Source organism: Pseudoalteromonas pernae (genome assembly GCF_039831865.1).
GTDB lineage: Bacteria > Pseudomonadota > Gammaproteobacteria > Enterobacterales > Alteromonadaceae > Pseudoalteromonas > Pseudoalteromonas pernae.
This window is the reverse complement of record NZ_JBDODM010000001.1, coordinates 626,004-641,937: the sequence shown is the minus strand read 5'-3', so window position 1 is coordinate 641,937 and position 15,934 is coordinate 626,004. Positions and strand designations below refer to the sequence as shown.

At 45.6% G+C, this 15,934-nt stretch carries 6 protein-coding genes and 1 other RNA gene; 4 read left to right on the top strand and 3 right to left on the bottom strand.

Annotated elements, in window-relative coordinates:
- The first annotated feature begins 4 nt into the window (after window positions 1-4).
- Window positions 5-6,412, top strand: coding sequence for a PAS domain S-box protein (locus V1358_RS02740; protein ID WP_347392506.1), 6,408 nt, complete (start codon window positions 5-7; stop codon window positions 6,410-6,412).
- A 155-nt stretch (window positions 6,413-6,567) separates the two neighbouring features.
- Here V1358_RS02740 and V1358_RS02735 read toward each other — a convergent pair whose 3' ends face one another.
- Entirely contained in the window at window positions 6,568-8,265 is a 1,698-nt protein-coding gene (locus V1358_RS02735) for a class I SAM-dependent methyltransferase (protein WP_347392505.1), read from the bottom strand.
- A gap of 196 nt (window positions 8,266-8,461) precedes the next feature.
- Here V1358_RS02735 and V1358_RS02730 point away from each other — a divergent pair, with 196 nt between their 5' ends.
- The gene (locus V1358_RS02730; protein WP_347392504.1) at window positions 8,462-9,265 is read left to right on the top strand and encodes an ion transporter; all 804 of its coding nucleotides are present in this window, start codon (window positions 8,462-8,464) and stop codon (window positions 9,263-9,265) included.
- Window positions 9,266-9,498: 233 nt separating this feature from the next.
- Here V1358_RS02730 and ssrA read toward each other — a convergent pair.
- Window positions 9,499-9,855: a transfer-messenger RNA gene (gene ssrA, locus V1358_RS02725) on the bottom strand.
- A 256-nt stretch (window positions 9,856-10,111) separates the two neighbouring features.
- A complete protein-coding gene (locus tag V1358_RS02720; protein WP_347392503.1) occupies window positions 10,112-12,634 on the bottom strand; it encodes a choice-of-anchor D domain-containing protein in 2,523 nt (840 codons plus the stop codon).
- 408 nt (window positions 12,635-13,042) lie between these two features.
- Between V1358_RS02720 and pdxR the strand changes: the two genes are divergently transcribed.
- Together pdxR and V1358_RS02710 are read left to right on the top strand one after the other, a co-directional pair.
- A complete protein-coding gene (gene pdxR / locus V1358_RS02715; RefSeq protein WP_347392502.1) occupies window positions 13,043-14,854 on the top strand; it encodes a MocR-like pyridoxine biosynthesis transcription factor PdxR in 1,812 nt (603 codons plus the stop codon).
- Window positions 14,855-14,964: 110 nt separating this feature from the next.
- Window positions 14,965-15,828 (top strand): carbon-nitrogen hydrolase family protein, encoded by an 864-nt coding sequence (locus V1358_RS02710; RefSeq protein WP_347392501.1) that lies wholly within the window; start codon window positions 14,965-14,967, stop codon window positions 15,826-15,828.
- Window positions 15,829-15,934: the final 106 nt, after the last annotated feature.

Sequence of the window (15,934 nt, the reverse complement as noted above, 5' to 3'; positions counted from 1 at the left end):
TGCGATGCAATCGACTAACAGGCGTAATCTAACGGTCTTAGCACTGGTACTTTGTGCATTATTAGTGGCTATCGGTGTGGTCGTCATTTTCGCGTGGTTCACAAAAAACTACCCGCTGATGAAGCTCGGCCCAAATTTTTCACCGATGCAATTTAATACTGCGCTGGGTATGTTATTCAGTGGTATTTCACTTTCAGCGCTATTAACGCATCGTAAAAAGCTGTGCCTTGTGGCTGCGTTCATTGTTTTTGTTCTCGGCTTTTTGAGCTTGACGCAATATGTGACGGGGCTCAACTTTGGTATTGATGAGCTGTTTATGCGCTACGACGTACCTCAAAACTACGCGTATCCCGGCAGGATGGCGCCGAACACTGCGTTATGTTTTTCGCTGTGTGCTTTGGCATTTTGGAGCGCAGTGTTCAACAAAAGCCCTAAATTTGAATCGATTGTTATCGCTTTGGTGTCAGCGTTGAGCTTAACTGCTATCAATGGCTATCTTTTCGAACTAAAGTCCGCATATGGTTGGGGCCCGTTTATTCCCATGGCGTTGCCCACGGCTATCGGATTCACTTTACTCAGTACAGTCCTCATCATCAGTTTGTGTATACGCTTTCTTCCTCGTCCCGAGAATTCGTCTCATAACTGGTATGTTGTGCCGATTTGCATCGGCGGTTTTGGGGCTTCGTTGCTTAATTGGTTTGCCATAGAGCATCGAGAGTCTATTTTATTGAAAAATGATTACTTGTTGCGTTCTTCCTATACAGCCGAAATAGTTTTGTTGCTGGGTATTGTCCTCACATTATCAATTTTGTATTGGGCTTCTTGTGTCGCGATGGACCACAAAAAACCACGAAATTGGTCGTTTGAAGGCATTATAGTCATTATTGGGGTGCTACTTGCCAGCGTGATATATCAGGTGAGTAATGATGATTTCAAAGAGGGGATCATAGAAGACTTTTATGTAGAGTCCGAAAGAAGGGCAAAAGCATTGGAGTTGGCAGTTCTCCCTTACTTTGAAACCTTATACACCATACAAACTGGCTTCCATATCAATAAAAACGTATCCCGCGAAGATTTTAAGGGCATGGTTCAGCGCTCAATCGATAGATTTTCTGGTTTAATTGCAATGGAATGGGCACCTAAGATTGCAAGAGATGACCTAACAGAACACATAGAGCAGACTCGCCAAAGTGGTATTCCAGACTATGATATTTTCACGTTGCAAGATGGCCGCCGAGCAAAACTCACTCAAAAGTCATACTACTATCCCGTTTTCTACACAGAACCACTGCGGGCTAATTCAGATGTTATGGGATTTGACCTCGCCTCGATTGGGCATGTGCACGACGCAATGGATTTGGCACTAACCATAAACGCGCCCGCCGCTTCAGACAGAGTCAGTTTGATCAATTCCGGACAGGGTGGCTTGTTAATTTTAATGCCAGTTTACGATTTGTTTTTGCCCAGAGAAACATTGGATGAGCGCAGAGCTGCGTTGATGGGGTTTGTTCTCGTGGTAGTGCAAATCAATGTGATGATAGACACTTTGCTGGAAAGTAATTTTAACGAAGATTATTTTCACATAGAGTTTACAGACCGTGGTAATGGCGAGCCATTGTACACTCATTTTGCGGCTTCTAACGATTCAAAACCACTGGAGGAAGTGCAGGGCAAAACGGCGTTAGTGTATGACACCACCATTTTAGTGGGTGGCAAAGAATGGGAGGTGAAGTTCACCGGTGCCAACCCCAAGATCTATAGTCAGTATCCAGATGACTTAATGAAGATCCCCGCATTCATATTTTTTATTAGTATTCTTATTGCCGCTCAAGTACATCGTGCGAACCTGAAACGCCAAGAGCGCGAGCACATGCTGGCGTATCAAACGGCGTTACTCGATGCCATTCCTAACCCTATTTTAGTGAAAGACTCAAATCTCTATGTTGCTGATGTTAATAGTGCATTTGAGCAAGCATTTGGCATCAACCGTGAACAACTGATCGGCCGCAACTTACTGGATGTTACTTTTTTCCCAAAAGAGACGCGAGAAGCCTTTTATTACGAAGATAAAGAAATGATTGAGCAAGGTGGAGTTCGCACTAACGAACTTACCGTGACACTGGCGGACAAAGAAAGCCACAATATTGTTTATACCCGCACAGCATTCGCACTCAATGGGAAAACTCAAGGGGTGATTGGTCTGGCGTCTGATATGACGGAGCTGTATCGGCAAAAGCAACAAACAGAAGCCATATTTGATAATCTAACCGATGGAATAGCAGTACTGACCGAAGCTGGCTTTCAGAAGGTAAATCCGGCATTTGTAGCCTTATGTGGCCTTACATCAGACGCTGATTTACTGAACAAACAACCGAATGATCCGTTAATTTCACCTTTGACTCAACCCAGTGGGAAGCCATCCGCTCAGTTTGCACAGGACATTATCGATAGTGTGATCCGCAAAAAAGAGATTATGCGCTTCGAATGGACGCATTTGCGTGGGCAAAAGCAGTGGTTGGCAGAGGTTACACTCATACCCGTGACCCACCAAGGAGAGGGGGCTGTAATTTGCTTTATTCGGGATATCGAAGATATTCGCAGGGCACAAAGGGAAATAGAAAAGAGCCAAACCTTACTCAATCGCAGCCAATCTTTAGCCAAAATTGGTGGTTGGGAGTACAACATTGCATTGGATGAGTTTAGTTGGTCTGAAGAGGTCTACAAAATTCATGAAGTGCCCGTATCAGACCGCAAAGAGTGGGTCAGAGACGGCGTTGCCTGTATTCAAGGGCCAGAGCGCGAGCAGGTGATGAATGCATTTGCCCTTTGTGCCAAAGAGGGGACACCTTATGATATCACCGCCCGCTTTAAAACCTTCTCTGGCAAGCAAAAATGGATTCGCACCACTGGGGAACCCATATATCGAGATGGCGTGATTATAGGGGTCATTGGCAACATTGCTGATATAACTGAGGCAAAGTTAGCCGCGATCGAATTGGAAAATAGTCAACGTCAAACTAAAGACTTCCTTGATAACCTGCCTGCAATTGCTTATTACAAAGACATTCACGGCTGCTACCAGATTGTGAACAAAAGTTGGTGTGCATATACGGGTGTCAGTAGTGAGGAAGCAATTGGTAAAGATGATAGGCAAATTTGGTCCCATCACCACTATGCTCATGCTTTGGTCGAAGACGACAACACAGTCATTGAGCTGGCGCAGTCAATTGTCAGCGAAGAAACACTCACTATGGACGATGGTGGTGAGTTTGTGTACATCTGCCATAAATTCCCCTTATTTAATCACGCAAAAGAGCTAGTAGGCTTAGGGTGTTTTGCGCTTGATATTACTGAGCTAAAGGACACAGAGATTGCCTTACATGAGAGCCAGCAGCAATTAGAACGAGCACTGCAAGGAGCAAATGCGGGTCTATGGGATTGGGACACCCATACTGAAATTTTGCACACGAATGAGATTTGGGCCAACTTATTGGGTTACACCAAAGAGGAGTTAGACCGAGAGTTTGGAGAGTGTTATGAGCGCTGGCAATACCTTGTGCATCCAGACGATATCCAAGAGGCATCACAAAAGTTACATGATCATTTAGCAGGGAAAACGACTACCTATCGCGCTGAATTTAGGATGAAAACTAAAGATGGAAAATGGAAATGGATTTTGTCGGTAGGGCGAAATGCAACGCCAGAGCCAGAACAGCAAGGGGTACGTATTATTGGTATTCATATTGATATCGACGCCTCTAAAGCGATGCAAAATGAGCTGTTCAGTAAGCAAGAGCAACTCAAAGCCTTGTTTGCTGCGCTCCCCGTAGGGGTTTCTATGGTTTCAAACGAGGGGCAAGTGCTTGAAGCTAATAGTATGTCGGAAGAGATCCTTGGCGTGTCAGCGAATGAGCAAAAGGCGCAAGAATTTGCATCGTCTTATTGGCAATTAATTAATAGTGAAGGGCAACCGCTTAGCACTGAACAAATGCCAGTTAATGTCGCGCTGCGAACAGGGGAAATGGTCAAGAACTTTGAAATGGGCGTGTATCGACCGCAAGGCGATTTGGTGTGGGTCAGTGTTAGTGCCGCTCCTTTGGATGAATATGCGGGGGGCGGTGTAGCAGTTGCTGTTGAAGACATCACAGAGCGCAAATACTGGGAAGATGCACTTACAGATGCAAAGCAGGCCGCCGATGAAGCGAGTCAGGCAAAATCTGATTTTCTAGCGAATATGTCCCATGAAATTCGTACCCCAATGAATGCCATCATCGGTATGAGTCATCTAGCGCTGCAAACCAACCTAAATGCTAAGCAGCGTAACTATATCGAGAAAGTACATCGAAGCGCGGAGTCTTTGCTTGGAATTATCAATGATATTCTCGATTTCTCAAAGATTGAGGCCGGCAAACTCAATATGGAAAACATTCCATTTTGGCTCGAAGATGTGATGGACAACCTCGCAAGCTTGGTGGGGCTCAAAGCCCAAGAAAAGGGGATTGAATTTTACTTCGATATTATGCCCAACGTGGTGACTGGCTTGGTTGGTGATCCACTTAGGTTGGGGCAGATCCTTATCAATCTTGGTAATAATGCGGTTAAATTCACTGACACTGGCGGCGAAGTGGTTGTGAAAGTGCGGGTATTAAATTCCCAAGAAGACACCATCGAATTATTGTTTTCAATCGCAGACACAGGCATGGGGATGTCAAAGGAGCAGCAAAAGAACCTGTTTAAATCATTTTCCCAAGCTGACTCGTCTACAACCCGCAAGCATGGCGGTACAGGCTTGGGCCTGACCATCTCAAAACGATTGGTCAATATGATGGGAGGGCAAATTTGGCTTGAATCCGAGCCAACCAAAGGCAGTACATTTAGCTTTACCGCGCGATTTGATAAACAACAAGGTTTAGCAACTCGGGAGCGCCACCTCGATAAAGACCTTGGTAAACTCAAGGTATTAATCGTTGATGATAATGCCACTGCTCGCAACATAATGTCGCAAATGCTCAAAGAGGTCGACATTGAGGTGTCGCAAGCTGATGGCAGTGAACGGGCCAAAGAGTTACTAGAGTTCGCCGATGCGCACTGTCCTTTCGATTTGATACTTATGGATTGGAAAATGCCAGTACAAGATGGCATAGAGCTGAGCAGAGAAATCCAACAAAGTATGCAGCTTGAGCATATTCCAGCCATCATAATTGTTACCGCATATGGCCGCGAGGAAGCAAAACTCGCAGCACAACATATTGATGTAAACGGCTATCTAACAAAACCCGTAACACCGTCCAGCCTTTTGGAGTGCTTGCATGCAGCATTAGGTAAGTCGTGTTCTATAGAGCGTCGTATGCCCCATCATGTCAGCCACATTTCTCCGGCAATCACTAAGTTGCAAGGGGCCGAGGTTTTGCTAGTTGAAGACAATGAGATAAACCAAGAACTTGCCATTGAGTTGCTCAGCCGCAATGGACTGGTGCCGACACTCGCTGAAAATGGCCAGCAAGCACTGGATTTACTCGCAACAGAGCATTTTGATGGCGTATTGATGGATTGCCAAATGCCGATTATGGACGGCTACACCGCAACCAAACGGATACGAGCGCAAAACAGGTTTGCAGACTTGCCAATAATCGCCATGACTGCTAACGCCATGGCCGGAGACAGAGAAAAAGTGTTGGCGGTGGGCATGAACGACCATATTGCGAAGCCTATCGACGTCAATGAAATGTTCGATATTATGGCGAAGTGGATCACGCCCGCAAAATATGTTGCATCACGACCCACCGTGAAGAATGTCGAGTCTCATGATTTTAGCCGAATACATGGCATCGATACGCAAAGAGGTTTGCAAACAACCCAAGATAACCCACAGTTATACGTAAAACTGCTCAAGCGCTTTTACGAGGGATATCAGAATTTTGCAGTGCAGTTTGAGGCGGCGCGCGGTGCTGATGACCGTGAAGAAGCGATCCGTTGCGTGCATAATCTTAAGGCAACGGCTGGTAATATTGGCGCATCGACCTTATACCGTGAGGCTGAACAACTCGAACTAGCTTGCTCTGCAACGGAACAAAGCCAAGAAATAAGCCGCCATTTCACCGCAGTGATGAAAGAACTAAATGCTGTGCTATCAAGTTTAAGCTCGCTGGACTTAGACAAGTACGGTGAGCAAACACAAGTAGCGTTGGAGCAACCCGCTCTTAGAGCCAAACTAGAAGAATTACAGACGCTTATTTCTGAATTTGATACAGATGCAGTCGCGCTATTGGAACTATTGATGCCTACACTCAGTGAGACTTCATCTACCTCTACGTTGAACACCTTAAAAGCCGCAATTGAGTCCTATGACTTTGACGGTGCTGCCAATGCATTAGCCGATATTCTCATCAACTTGAACCCCGATGACCACTGACATGTAAATTATTATCTTTGTCGAAAATCAACGTTCACCTTATTTGCTCATCTACTTTGAAATAACCCTTTTTCTATGTTGGCTGCATAGAGTCATTTCATAGATATGCATGGGTATTTTACGATAGCCTATTTTTTTGGTTAGTTAATTTGAGGCTAATACCAATCTTGAAGTTGCTGTATATCTTTGATTCTATCCCTTTGTAATTTCATCGCTTCGAACACATCGTCGAAGTTTCTGTTTGTGGGAGATAGGTTAGGTAAAGCGAGGTTTGCTTGGCTAAAAAACTCCGCGCCGTTTTGGTCCCAGCCTTCTTGCCACCAGTGAGTTATAAACTCGCGACTAGTAGCGAGTTTGGACGTGGTTGGAAGCTTGTCTGACTTCACTGCGTTTATGCGACTCAATGTGGGCAGCAGATTCCAAAGGTCATTATTTGGCCATCGAGAGTATGGAAAGGCATGGTCGACTGCGTAATTTTTGTGACTCAAGGACTTGCCGGACCAACAACAGGCTAAATCGGTTGAGTGCAGCAAATCGTTTACTCGATCTCTCACTTTATTGGTGCTTCTTTGTGGATCATGCCAAGTTAAAGCATTCAAATAATCCAGCTTGGTAAAGTGCTTAGATTTGTTTAGGCCGTAGCCAGACATAAGCGTGGCCCATTCATTTATTAATGCAGGCTCAATCCATATGCTAAATCGAGATAAGGCGTCCCAGATGTGTTTAGGCACATAAAACTTGCCGAGTGAACAAAGAAAATCGAAGTCTAAATTTAGCGCCTCTTTGGGCGCGCGGCTTTTGAATAATTCAACATCAAAAACCGTATTTTTTGTACCCGGAATCGTCGTGTACTTGGCTGGCATGTTCTTAATTGTAGAGGCAATGTCTTTAAGGGCTTTGTACAAGGAACCCATCAATACGGGCTCTTGGTAACTTGCGCCCACATAGAAGTCACTGCTGGTGAAAGTTGAGAGCGCACCCCAGCCATTTTCCTTTATGAAACCGAGGCCTTTTGAGTTGTTGCTGCTTTGTTGCATTGAATGTGTATCTATCAACGGCTTATACAGTTTCAACCAATACAGAGCCACCAATCCCATGGGTAGAACTACGTGCTCATCATTTCGCTCAATTACGGCGCCGGGGTGACCCTCCGCGATTCGCAACAGGCTTCTTAATAACGCTATTTTGTAAGTTGATGCTTTACTGTCGTTAACGACTATGTTGCGAATGAGGGGGAACGCGCCCGTACCATCGTCGGGCAGTGTACATATAACGGTTTGCCAAGAAACGTTGTCTCGGCCTAACTCATCTTGCTGTTTTGTATCACTTAGCAATTTAAACGTGAGACCAAATTGACGGGCCAATTTGGATAATTCAGCTTCACAAACGTCATACATCGTTCGTTCGTCTTCACAACTGCCATGGCGCAGGGAAATGACGATTCTGCCATTAGGCTTGAGCAATGAGCTTAACTTCCGAAAACTACGCTCCCTTTGACTGGGGGGAATATGCATCCAAACAGCACTGAGTAAAATCAGATCAAACTTCATCTGCAAAGTAAATACATTAGCCAAATCAGGTAAACGGTCGTCGAGCCAGTGAATAGAATGTGAGGTGACGTAACGTTGTGCTAATTCTCGAATACCTTCAGCTGGCTCGACCGCTACAACACTCAGCCCTCTCGCGGCTAAATAGCGCGCATCACGACCAGAGCCTGCTCCAACATCGAGTGCTACTCCGTCGCTGGGTAGTTCATTTATCCAGTCTTTATGAACTAACTCAAAAGGTACCTTGTCGTACTGCACAGCAAGGGATTCAGCATTAACAGAGTAGAAGCTTATATTATCTGACAAAGTATAAAGTCCTTATTAAAGAGCCAGTTATGTATTCGGCTTTTGATAACATCATACATAATCCAGTGGAATTATCGACCCACTTATTCTGGGGAGATGAGGATACCCAGATGTTAAATAAACACTACGCTTTTTGTGTTCCAGTGATAGAATCGCGCTCAGTGCGTCTACTTTGGTTTATAAAATTTAGCAAATCATGTACGAAAACATTAGAACCTCATTAAATAACCTAAAAAACAATAAGTTGTTTGAGCTTGCTGTGGTTACGGTAATTATTATCTCGGCACTTGAAATTGGAGCGAAAACGTTCCCGTTACCAGATGGTGCCTTGTCGTTTACTCAAGTGCTTGATGTATTTATCACCGTTTTCTTCTTATTTGAGATCACCATTCGTTTCATCGCCGATGATGATAAAAAGAGCTTCTTCAAAAAGGGCTGGAATATCTTCGACACGCTGGTGGTCGCAGTTAGTTTAATTCCAATCAACGACAGTGAAATGGCGCTGTTAGCGCGACTCGTTAGGGTGTTTCGTGTTCTGCGTATGGTCTCTGTGGTACCAGAGCTGCGTGTACTCATTAACTCATTACTCAAAGCCTTGCCGCAGCTGGGTTATGTGATTTTGTTGATGTTTATCATCTTCTACATTTATGCAGCGATTGGCAGTTTTATCTTTAAAGATATCAACCCAACACTTTGGGGAGATATCGCTATCTCGATGCTGACCTTGTTCCGCATCATGACCTTTGAAGACTGGACAGATATTCAATACGAGACCATGGAAGTCTACCCCATGTCATGGATCTTCTATTTAACCTTTATCTTTTTCACTGCATTTGCGTTCTTAAACATGGTGATTGGTATTGTGGTAAACGTGATGGAAGATGAGCATGCAAAGGCGAGAAAAGAACAAGAAGCCGAAGACAACACACCAACGATTGAAGATTTACATCGAGAAATCCAAGAGCTCAAGCAGCTTATAAGGGAGCAGGGCAAGGGATAACTAAAGCGAGTTTGACTGTCGAGTTTTAGATGTTCAAAAGGCGCTGTGGGGCGCCTTTTTTATCCAAGGTGGTGTTTGTGCTGATTGTACTCAAATGCATCCATGCATTTGCCCCTTCGGGCGCCTGCGCGGTACAAAATGCTCCCGACATTTTGTGAACCCGTGGGGTTTCATTCACCACCCAAATTCCACGCAATAAAAAACCCCGTGCTTGTCAGCACAGGGTTTGTTATTGGTGGAGCTGGGGGGATTTGAACCCCCGTCCGGAAAACCTCGACCATCGGTCCTACATGTTTAGTATCGTCTATTAGTTAACCTTTGAGTCTCGGACGAACACGATAAACAAAGGCGAGGCCGCTTAGTTTTAGCCCTTCAACCCCGGCCAGGGTTTCCGTAGCGAGTCCGTGTAGGGTGACACTTCAAAACCGGGTCCACAGACATACACCGGAGAAGTGCTAGCGGGCTATTATGCCGCTAGAGCGTAGTTATCGTCGTTTGCGATTACTTTAAATGCGGCTTTTTTACGAGGCCAACCGCACCTCGACATGCACCTCAGGCTTCTTGAATCCCGTCGAATCCTAATCAGCCCCTGAATCCAAAAAATTCAGTTAATACTAACTTATCGGCTAGTGCGTCAAAGTCAACATTTGCGGGCATTGTAGCCCCTACGATTTCGCTTATCAATACATTTCGCATATTCTGCGCTTTGCTAAGCTATTGAAATCAATTGTTTGCTTGTTCTTTAATCGATATGGGTGCGAAGTAGTCTTATTTCAAGTGCTCAGAACAAAGAAACCCAGTTAGCAGGCTCATTCTGAGCGGAGCTAACTGGGCTTTGGGGGGTTATTACGGGCAAATATTACTGATTTTATGTAGCTCAGCCTCTGCACCACCAAAGGCAAAGCTATTGCTGTCGCTTACGTAGTAATACACAGCGCCGTTAGGGAAGAGCACTATGCCGATGCCGCCATAGCCAGACATATAAGGCACCCAAGAGCCGCTTGGGCAAACGGCATTGGTGCGTTGGCCCATATCGTATGTCCACATGCCATTGATATACGTCGATTCTGGGCCGTAGGTTTGTAGGCCAATGTCACTGGTTTGTAACAGCATTTCATCCATAAAGGCGCTGTTGAGTACTTGTTGACCAGCAATAACACCTCGGTCATTCACAAGCTGGCCGAGTTTAGCCATGTCGTCTGCGTGCCACGTCATACCATGGCTCCAGAACGGATCGTTAACAGCACCTTGAGTGCGCACGGTGGTGTAGGTTGCAGGGCTTAAGTGCAGCGGTTTGTATACCTCGTTCACCAATTTATCGAACAAATCGCCAGAGGTGTAATTATCCAGCGCTACGCCCGCGATATAGGTGTCAGATGAATGATAAGAAAAATGCGTGTTGGGCGCAGATTTACGAATATAGCGCTCGCATGCGTGTTTAATTTTGTCATCGTGGCTGTAGGTTAAAAAGAACTCATTAAGCACCGCTGTGCTGCCTTCATCACCTTCGTATGAAGAGAGTCGATAGTTACCTGTGGCCATATCCAGCGCATTCTCAATAGTTACGTCACTCCAAATAGACTCGGTGCCGTTAATGTTGTCTTGGCATTCGGGCACATTGGCAGAAATCATCAAGTTACGCACACCCGCATCTTGTTCTAGCAATAGCGCATAGGCGAAGTTGGTAACCGCCGTTTTAGCTGTGGAGTAAGAGGGCAAACTCATCACTTCACAATAGGGGTAGTCGCCATAGCGGGTAGAGCAAGGTGCAGCATAATGCACACCATTGTAAAGTACGCCGTGAGTAGTAGGTGCTGATGCTTGCTCGGAGGCGATATTCGCCACATTGACATTGCTGCTTGGGTAATCAGTCGCCAATGCGCTGATAGGCTTAACTGGCAAACGGTTGAGCACTTCTGATTCATATGCTGTGACGATAGTAGCGCTGTTGGCAACGGGGCCGGCAATATAGTCTGCGTCTACCATACCCCAGAGGTCATATTGAAAATATAAGCAGGTTTCACCGCCCACTTGCACGGCAGCGTTGGTTACCGAGCCATCGTCTTTGAAGGCAAAGGTGATCATGCCGTTGTGTGTGCAGTTTGCTTGATTTTCTTGTAGCGCAAATGGAATAGCCACACGAGAGTAGCCGTTGTCGGCATTTTCATCCCATACTCGGCCAGGTTCGAGGATGTAATTCCAGTCTTGGTAATCAGGCGCGCCAATGTTGCCAGAAACAATTAAGCCGCGCTGCTTAGGAATAATATGTGAGCCCACTTGCACGAACTCAAAGTCAAACGCAGGTAATCGACCAGGGTCGTTATAGTCACTGGCAATGCCTCGCCCAGATGTGCGCTCTACAAAGTTAAGTGCAGTGCTGTTGCCTTGATTCAGTACTAGCCGACCATTAAAGGTATTGCTTGGCTCTTTGGCATGGGAATTATCAGCATTTAATTCACTGGTGCCATGGCTGTAGTGGCTAAAGTCCATCATAGACAGAGTTGAGCCGTTGAGCTGGCTCAGCGTTAACGCAGTTCGGCTTACGTTGCCATCACCATTAAACACAGGTAAATCACCAGAGGGCGGCGGCGGTGGCGTACCATCCACTCCCGATCCTTGCACATTGATACTCTGAGTTGCCACATTGCTGTTGATATTCAGTATGACTGTTGCTGCCCCGACTGCACTAGGCGAGAAGGTGACGTTAAAATCACATTGCTCGTTAGCCATGAGCGTTGTGGCGCTGCATGTGTCGCCAGAGAGGTTAAAGGGCGCGCTGATGCCTGTAATATTTTGCACGGTTAAATCAGCATTCCCAGTGTTGGTAATTGTAAATGCGTTTGTTTTCGTGCTACCTACCGTAACGTTACCAAATGAACCAGATCCGCTCAGGGTCAAAATAGGTGTTGCGGGTCCGGCATTTTCAATGCTGATATTGTCGGCAAAACAATAATCTGCTGAGGTGCCATTTTGAACATAGCGAATGTGCGTTTGTCCGCCTGTTGTAGTTGCTGTAGCAGATGAAAATTGACCATCATCTTGGCCGTTGTTTAAGGTGAGAATAGGGGCGCCCCAGTTTACACCGTCTTGCGATACAAACACATCGCACGAGTCCCCAGTTTCAAGGCTTTTTGCACTCATATATACAGTGACATCACCACTGGTGGCAAACGCGCGCTCGGCGCTGGCATCCCCTTTGAGTCGCATTGCGTAGCTTCCGAGCGCAGTGATGGAATGAATTTCCACTATGCCAGAGGTTGTCCACGCGCTTATGCTGCCGTTTTCAAAATCTTCTACCACTTGTGCATGGCCAATACTGGCGGAGCAAGCAAGTGTGAGGACGATGGGTATCAATATTGTTGTTTTCATTCGTAAGTCCTAGTAATAGTTTGAATCAGCCACAGAGTGTTTATTCGCAGCCTATTTAGGCATTAGCGGGGTGATACATCGTCCAATGTTGTATGCGAAGTTGCTTGCCTAAAAATTAAACTATCAACAGGCTTACAAAATAATAGTGCCAGTTTATAAGTTTTTATGGTGCCAAATTTATCGGTTAATTGTTTACTTTGTGACGCATGTTTATGGCCATGGCTCTGCGCCGAAACACCGCGTACACGCCAGAACTTGTATAGCATGCAGGCAGTTTTTTGAAAGTGGAGCCTTGTTTCAATACTCAGTTTTGTTGTTTGTTAATTGGCTACAAATCAATAGGTTATTGGCTCATATTTGCATTCTAATGTTATTGCAAAAGAAGCAACTAGCAGATAAGTTGAAAAAATGAGCAAGCATTTAATTCATATCGACTCAGCCAGTGATTCGAGTCTGCAAAATCAAATTCGTCAGCAATTGGTTGAGGGCATAGTCCATGGCACCTTTTTGCCTGGTACCAAAATGTTGTCCTCACGCAAACTGGCGGATCAACTAGGCGTATCCAGAAATACTGTCGTTCTGGTGTATCAAGCATTGCTCGATGAGGGCTACTTGGTTAGCCGCCAACGCAGTGGTATTTACGTCAATGAGTTAATTGCTCAAGGCAAGGTCGCTAACCGGCATTTACATACCCACAAACATCAATCACAAGATAATGCGCATCGCTTTAAAGGGGCTTTGCAAAGTACCAATGAAACTTCTAGTCCATTGAATTGGCACAGTTATCCTTATCCATTTCTAGATGGCAAATTTGATGCCTCTTTGTATCCGGTTGCCCAGTGGCGCGACGCAAACCGTAAGGCGAATGCGCCCAAAGAAATCGCCCAGTGGTCTAAATTACAGGGGTTGGAAGACGACCCAATGCTGCTCGATGAAATCCGTAGTAAGATTCTACCGCGTCGCGGCATAGTTGCAGACAGAGATGAAATCCTCATCACGGTGGGTTCCCAACAGGCACTGCATTTAATCACCCAATTATTCGTTGATGATTCAGTGAAAGTGGCGGTAGAAGAACCCGGCTTTCCGGAAATACGTGACTTGCTCACGCGCCAAGGTGCGCAGCTGGTCTATCAAGATGTTGACTCACAGGGAGTGGTGGTGAGCGATGCACTGAATGATTGCGACATGCTATACACCACGCCCAGTCACCAAACACCGACCAGTGTGACCATGTCCATGGAACGTCGTCGGGAGTTGCTTAATAAAGCCCAAGAGCACGATTTATTAATCATTGAAGATGACTTCGAGTTTGAAAGTAACTTTCTTGGCCAACCGCACCCAGCACTGCGCTCTCTCGATACGCAGAACCGAGTGCTGTATGTGTCATGCTTGTCTAAAGTGATGGCCTCTGGGGTACAAATTGCCTTTGTAGTAGCTGATAGCGGCGTGATCCATGAGCTCAAAAAGTTACGCAAAGTGACAACTCGTACACCGCCTCTGAATAACCAGCGAGCGGTGGCCCACTTCTTAGCTATGGGTTATTTCGATGCCTATATGATGCACTTACATAAGGTGTTCTTTGAGCGCTGGTTAACCTTACGAGAAGCGCTGAATATCTATTTGCCTAACTGTATAAATACAGGTCCCATACAAGGTGGCACAGCTTATTGGGTCACTGGCCCGAAAAATCTCGATGGTGAGCGCCTGCTCAAAGAAGCAGCCGATATCGGAATTTTGTTGGAGCCAGTTAAGCGCTATTACGCCCGCAGTGATTACCCCGAAAACTGTTTTCGCATGGGGGTCACAAGTATCGCAAACGATCGTATTCGCGATGGTGTCAGTAAGCTGGCCGACCTTATTCACACTCTTTCTGATGATGAAGAAACCCTGTCCAATGCCAAAGGGCAATTGCTGGATGATGCACGCCTTGAACAGGTGCTCAGCGGTGTACGCCTCGAATGCCAAATGGTGTATGGCGTGCCGTGTCTTATTGAATTATGGCCTGATGGCACTATGCGGGGTAGCACTGGCGGATTAGATAAAGAAACGGATGTCGGTGTGTGGTGGATAGCCAATGGTCGTTATTATCGACGTTGGCAATTGTGGGGCTATGGCGAAGAGAAGAGCTATTACGTGGTCAGTGACGGCCAGCAAATCAAATGGTTCGACACCAACTATGCGTTTGTACGCTACCTCAATATTGTTGATTACTTAAGCTAACTGGCTCCATTGGTTTGTTGTATCTGGTACTACTCATTACCCGCATGAGTTTATAGATTGGTTTCAAGGACGCACACATTTATGAATAACTTCACGCAGGTATTGCACACATGAACCACTTTTCCATCGCTGGACTGCAACTTGAGCTCGCTAATGAAGACTCATTAGCACTCATTGCCAAGTATATCGCCAGCACCAAAAAGCGCTATCCATGGCTAGATATGATAGTCCTCAGCGAGTTGGCCAGTTTCGGCATAGATAAAAAATATGCGGAGCCCCTGCCTAATAAAACGGAAGATTTCTATTGCCAACTCGCCAAGGAACACGATATCTGGCTTATACCTGGTTCGTTGTTTGAACGCGATGGCGAGCACATATACAACACTACATCTATTATCAACAACAAAGGTGAAGTGGTTGATAGGTATAGAAAAATATTCCCATTTTATCCCTATGAGCAAGGTGTGGAATGCGGCAGTAACTATGTGGTGTTTGATGTGCCGCAGGGTAGAATAGGCATCGCAATTTGTTATGACTTGTGGTTTCCCGAAGTGGCTAGAGCGCTTACCTGCCTCGGTGCTGAGATGATCATCTACCCAACATTGACTGGCACCATCGACCGCCCGCAAGAGTTAATACTTGCCCAAGCTACAGCTATTCAAAATCAATGTTACGTGCTTGCTGTTAATGCTGCCGGCTCTTTGGGTAACGGTCAATCAATTGCCGTGGGCCCACAAGGTGATGTGTTGTACCAAGCAGGAAGTGACACTGAAGTGCTCCCCATTGAAGTGGACTTTTCAGTGGTACGCAGAAACCGAGAGCGTGGTCTATTGATGTTAGGGCAGCCGCTCAAAAGCTTCAGAGATAACAAAGTAGCTGTCGGCAAGTACTCAGAAATAATTAATAAAAACAATGAACTAAATAGTCTTGGTGAACTAAAAATTCCAGCGTCAGACACAAAAAAATTGCAGTAGGGAAGAAAGCAAACTGGACCAATCGATTTATAAAAACTGGTTCTATTTGATCCCATAAGCATGAATTAGTCTGAATCAAAGGCGAAAAAAACAACAAATTGATGGA

Bases quoted from the DNA above. Each gene is read 5' to 3' on its own strand.
- V1358_RS02740 (WP_347392506.1), top strand. From the start codon at position 5: ATGCAATCGACTAACAGGCGTAATCTAACGGTCTTAGCACTGGTACTT.
- V1358_RS02730 (WP_347392504.1), top strand. From the start codon at position 8,462: ATGTACGAAAACATTAGAACCTCATTAAATAACCTAAAAAACAATAAG.
- V1358_RS02720 (WP_347392503.1), bottom strand. From the start codon at position 12,634: ATGAAAACAACAATATTGATACCCATCGTCCTCACACTTGCTTGCTCC.
- pdxR (WP_347392502.1), top strand. From the start codon at position 13,043: ATGAGCAAGCATTTAATTCATATCGACTCAGCCAGTGATTCGAGTCTG.
- V1358_RS02710 (WP_347392501.1), top strand. From the start codon at position 14,965: ATGAACCACTTTTCCATCGCTGGACTGCAACTTGAGCTCGCTAATGAA.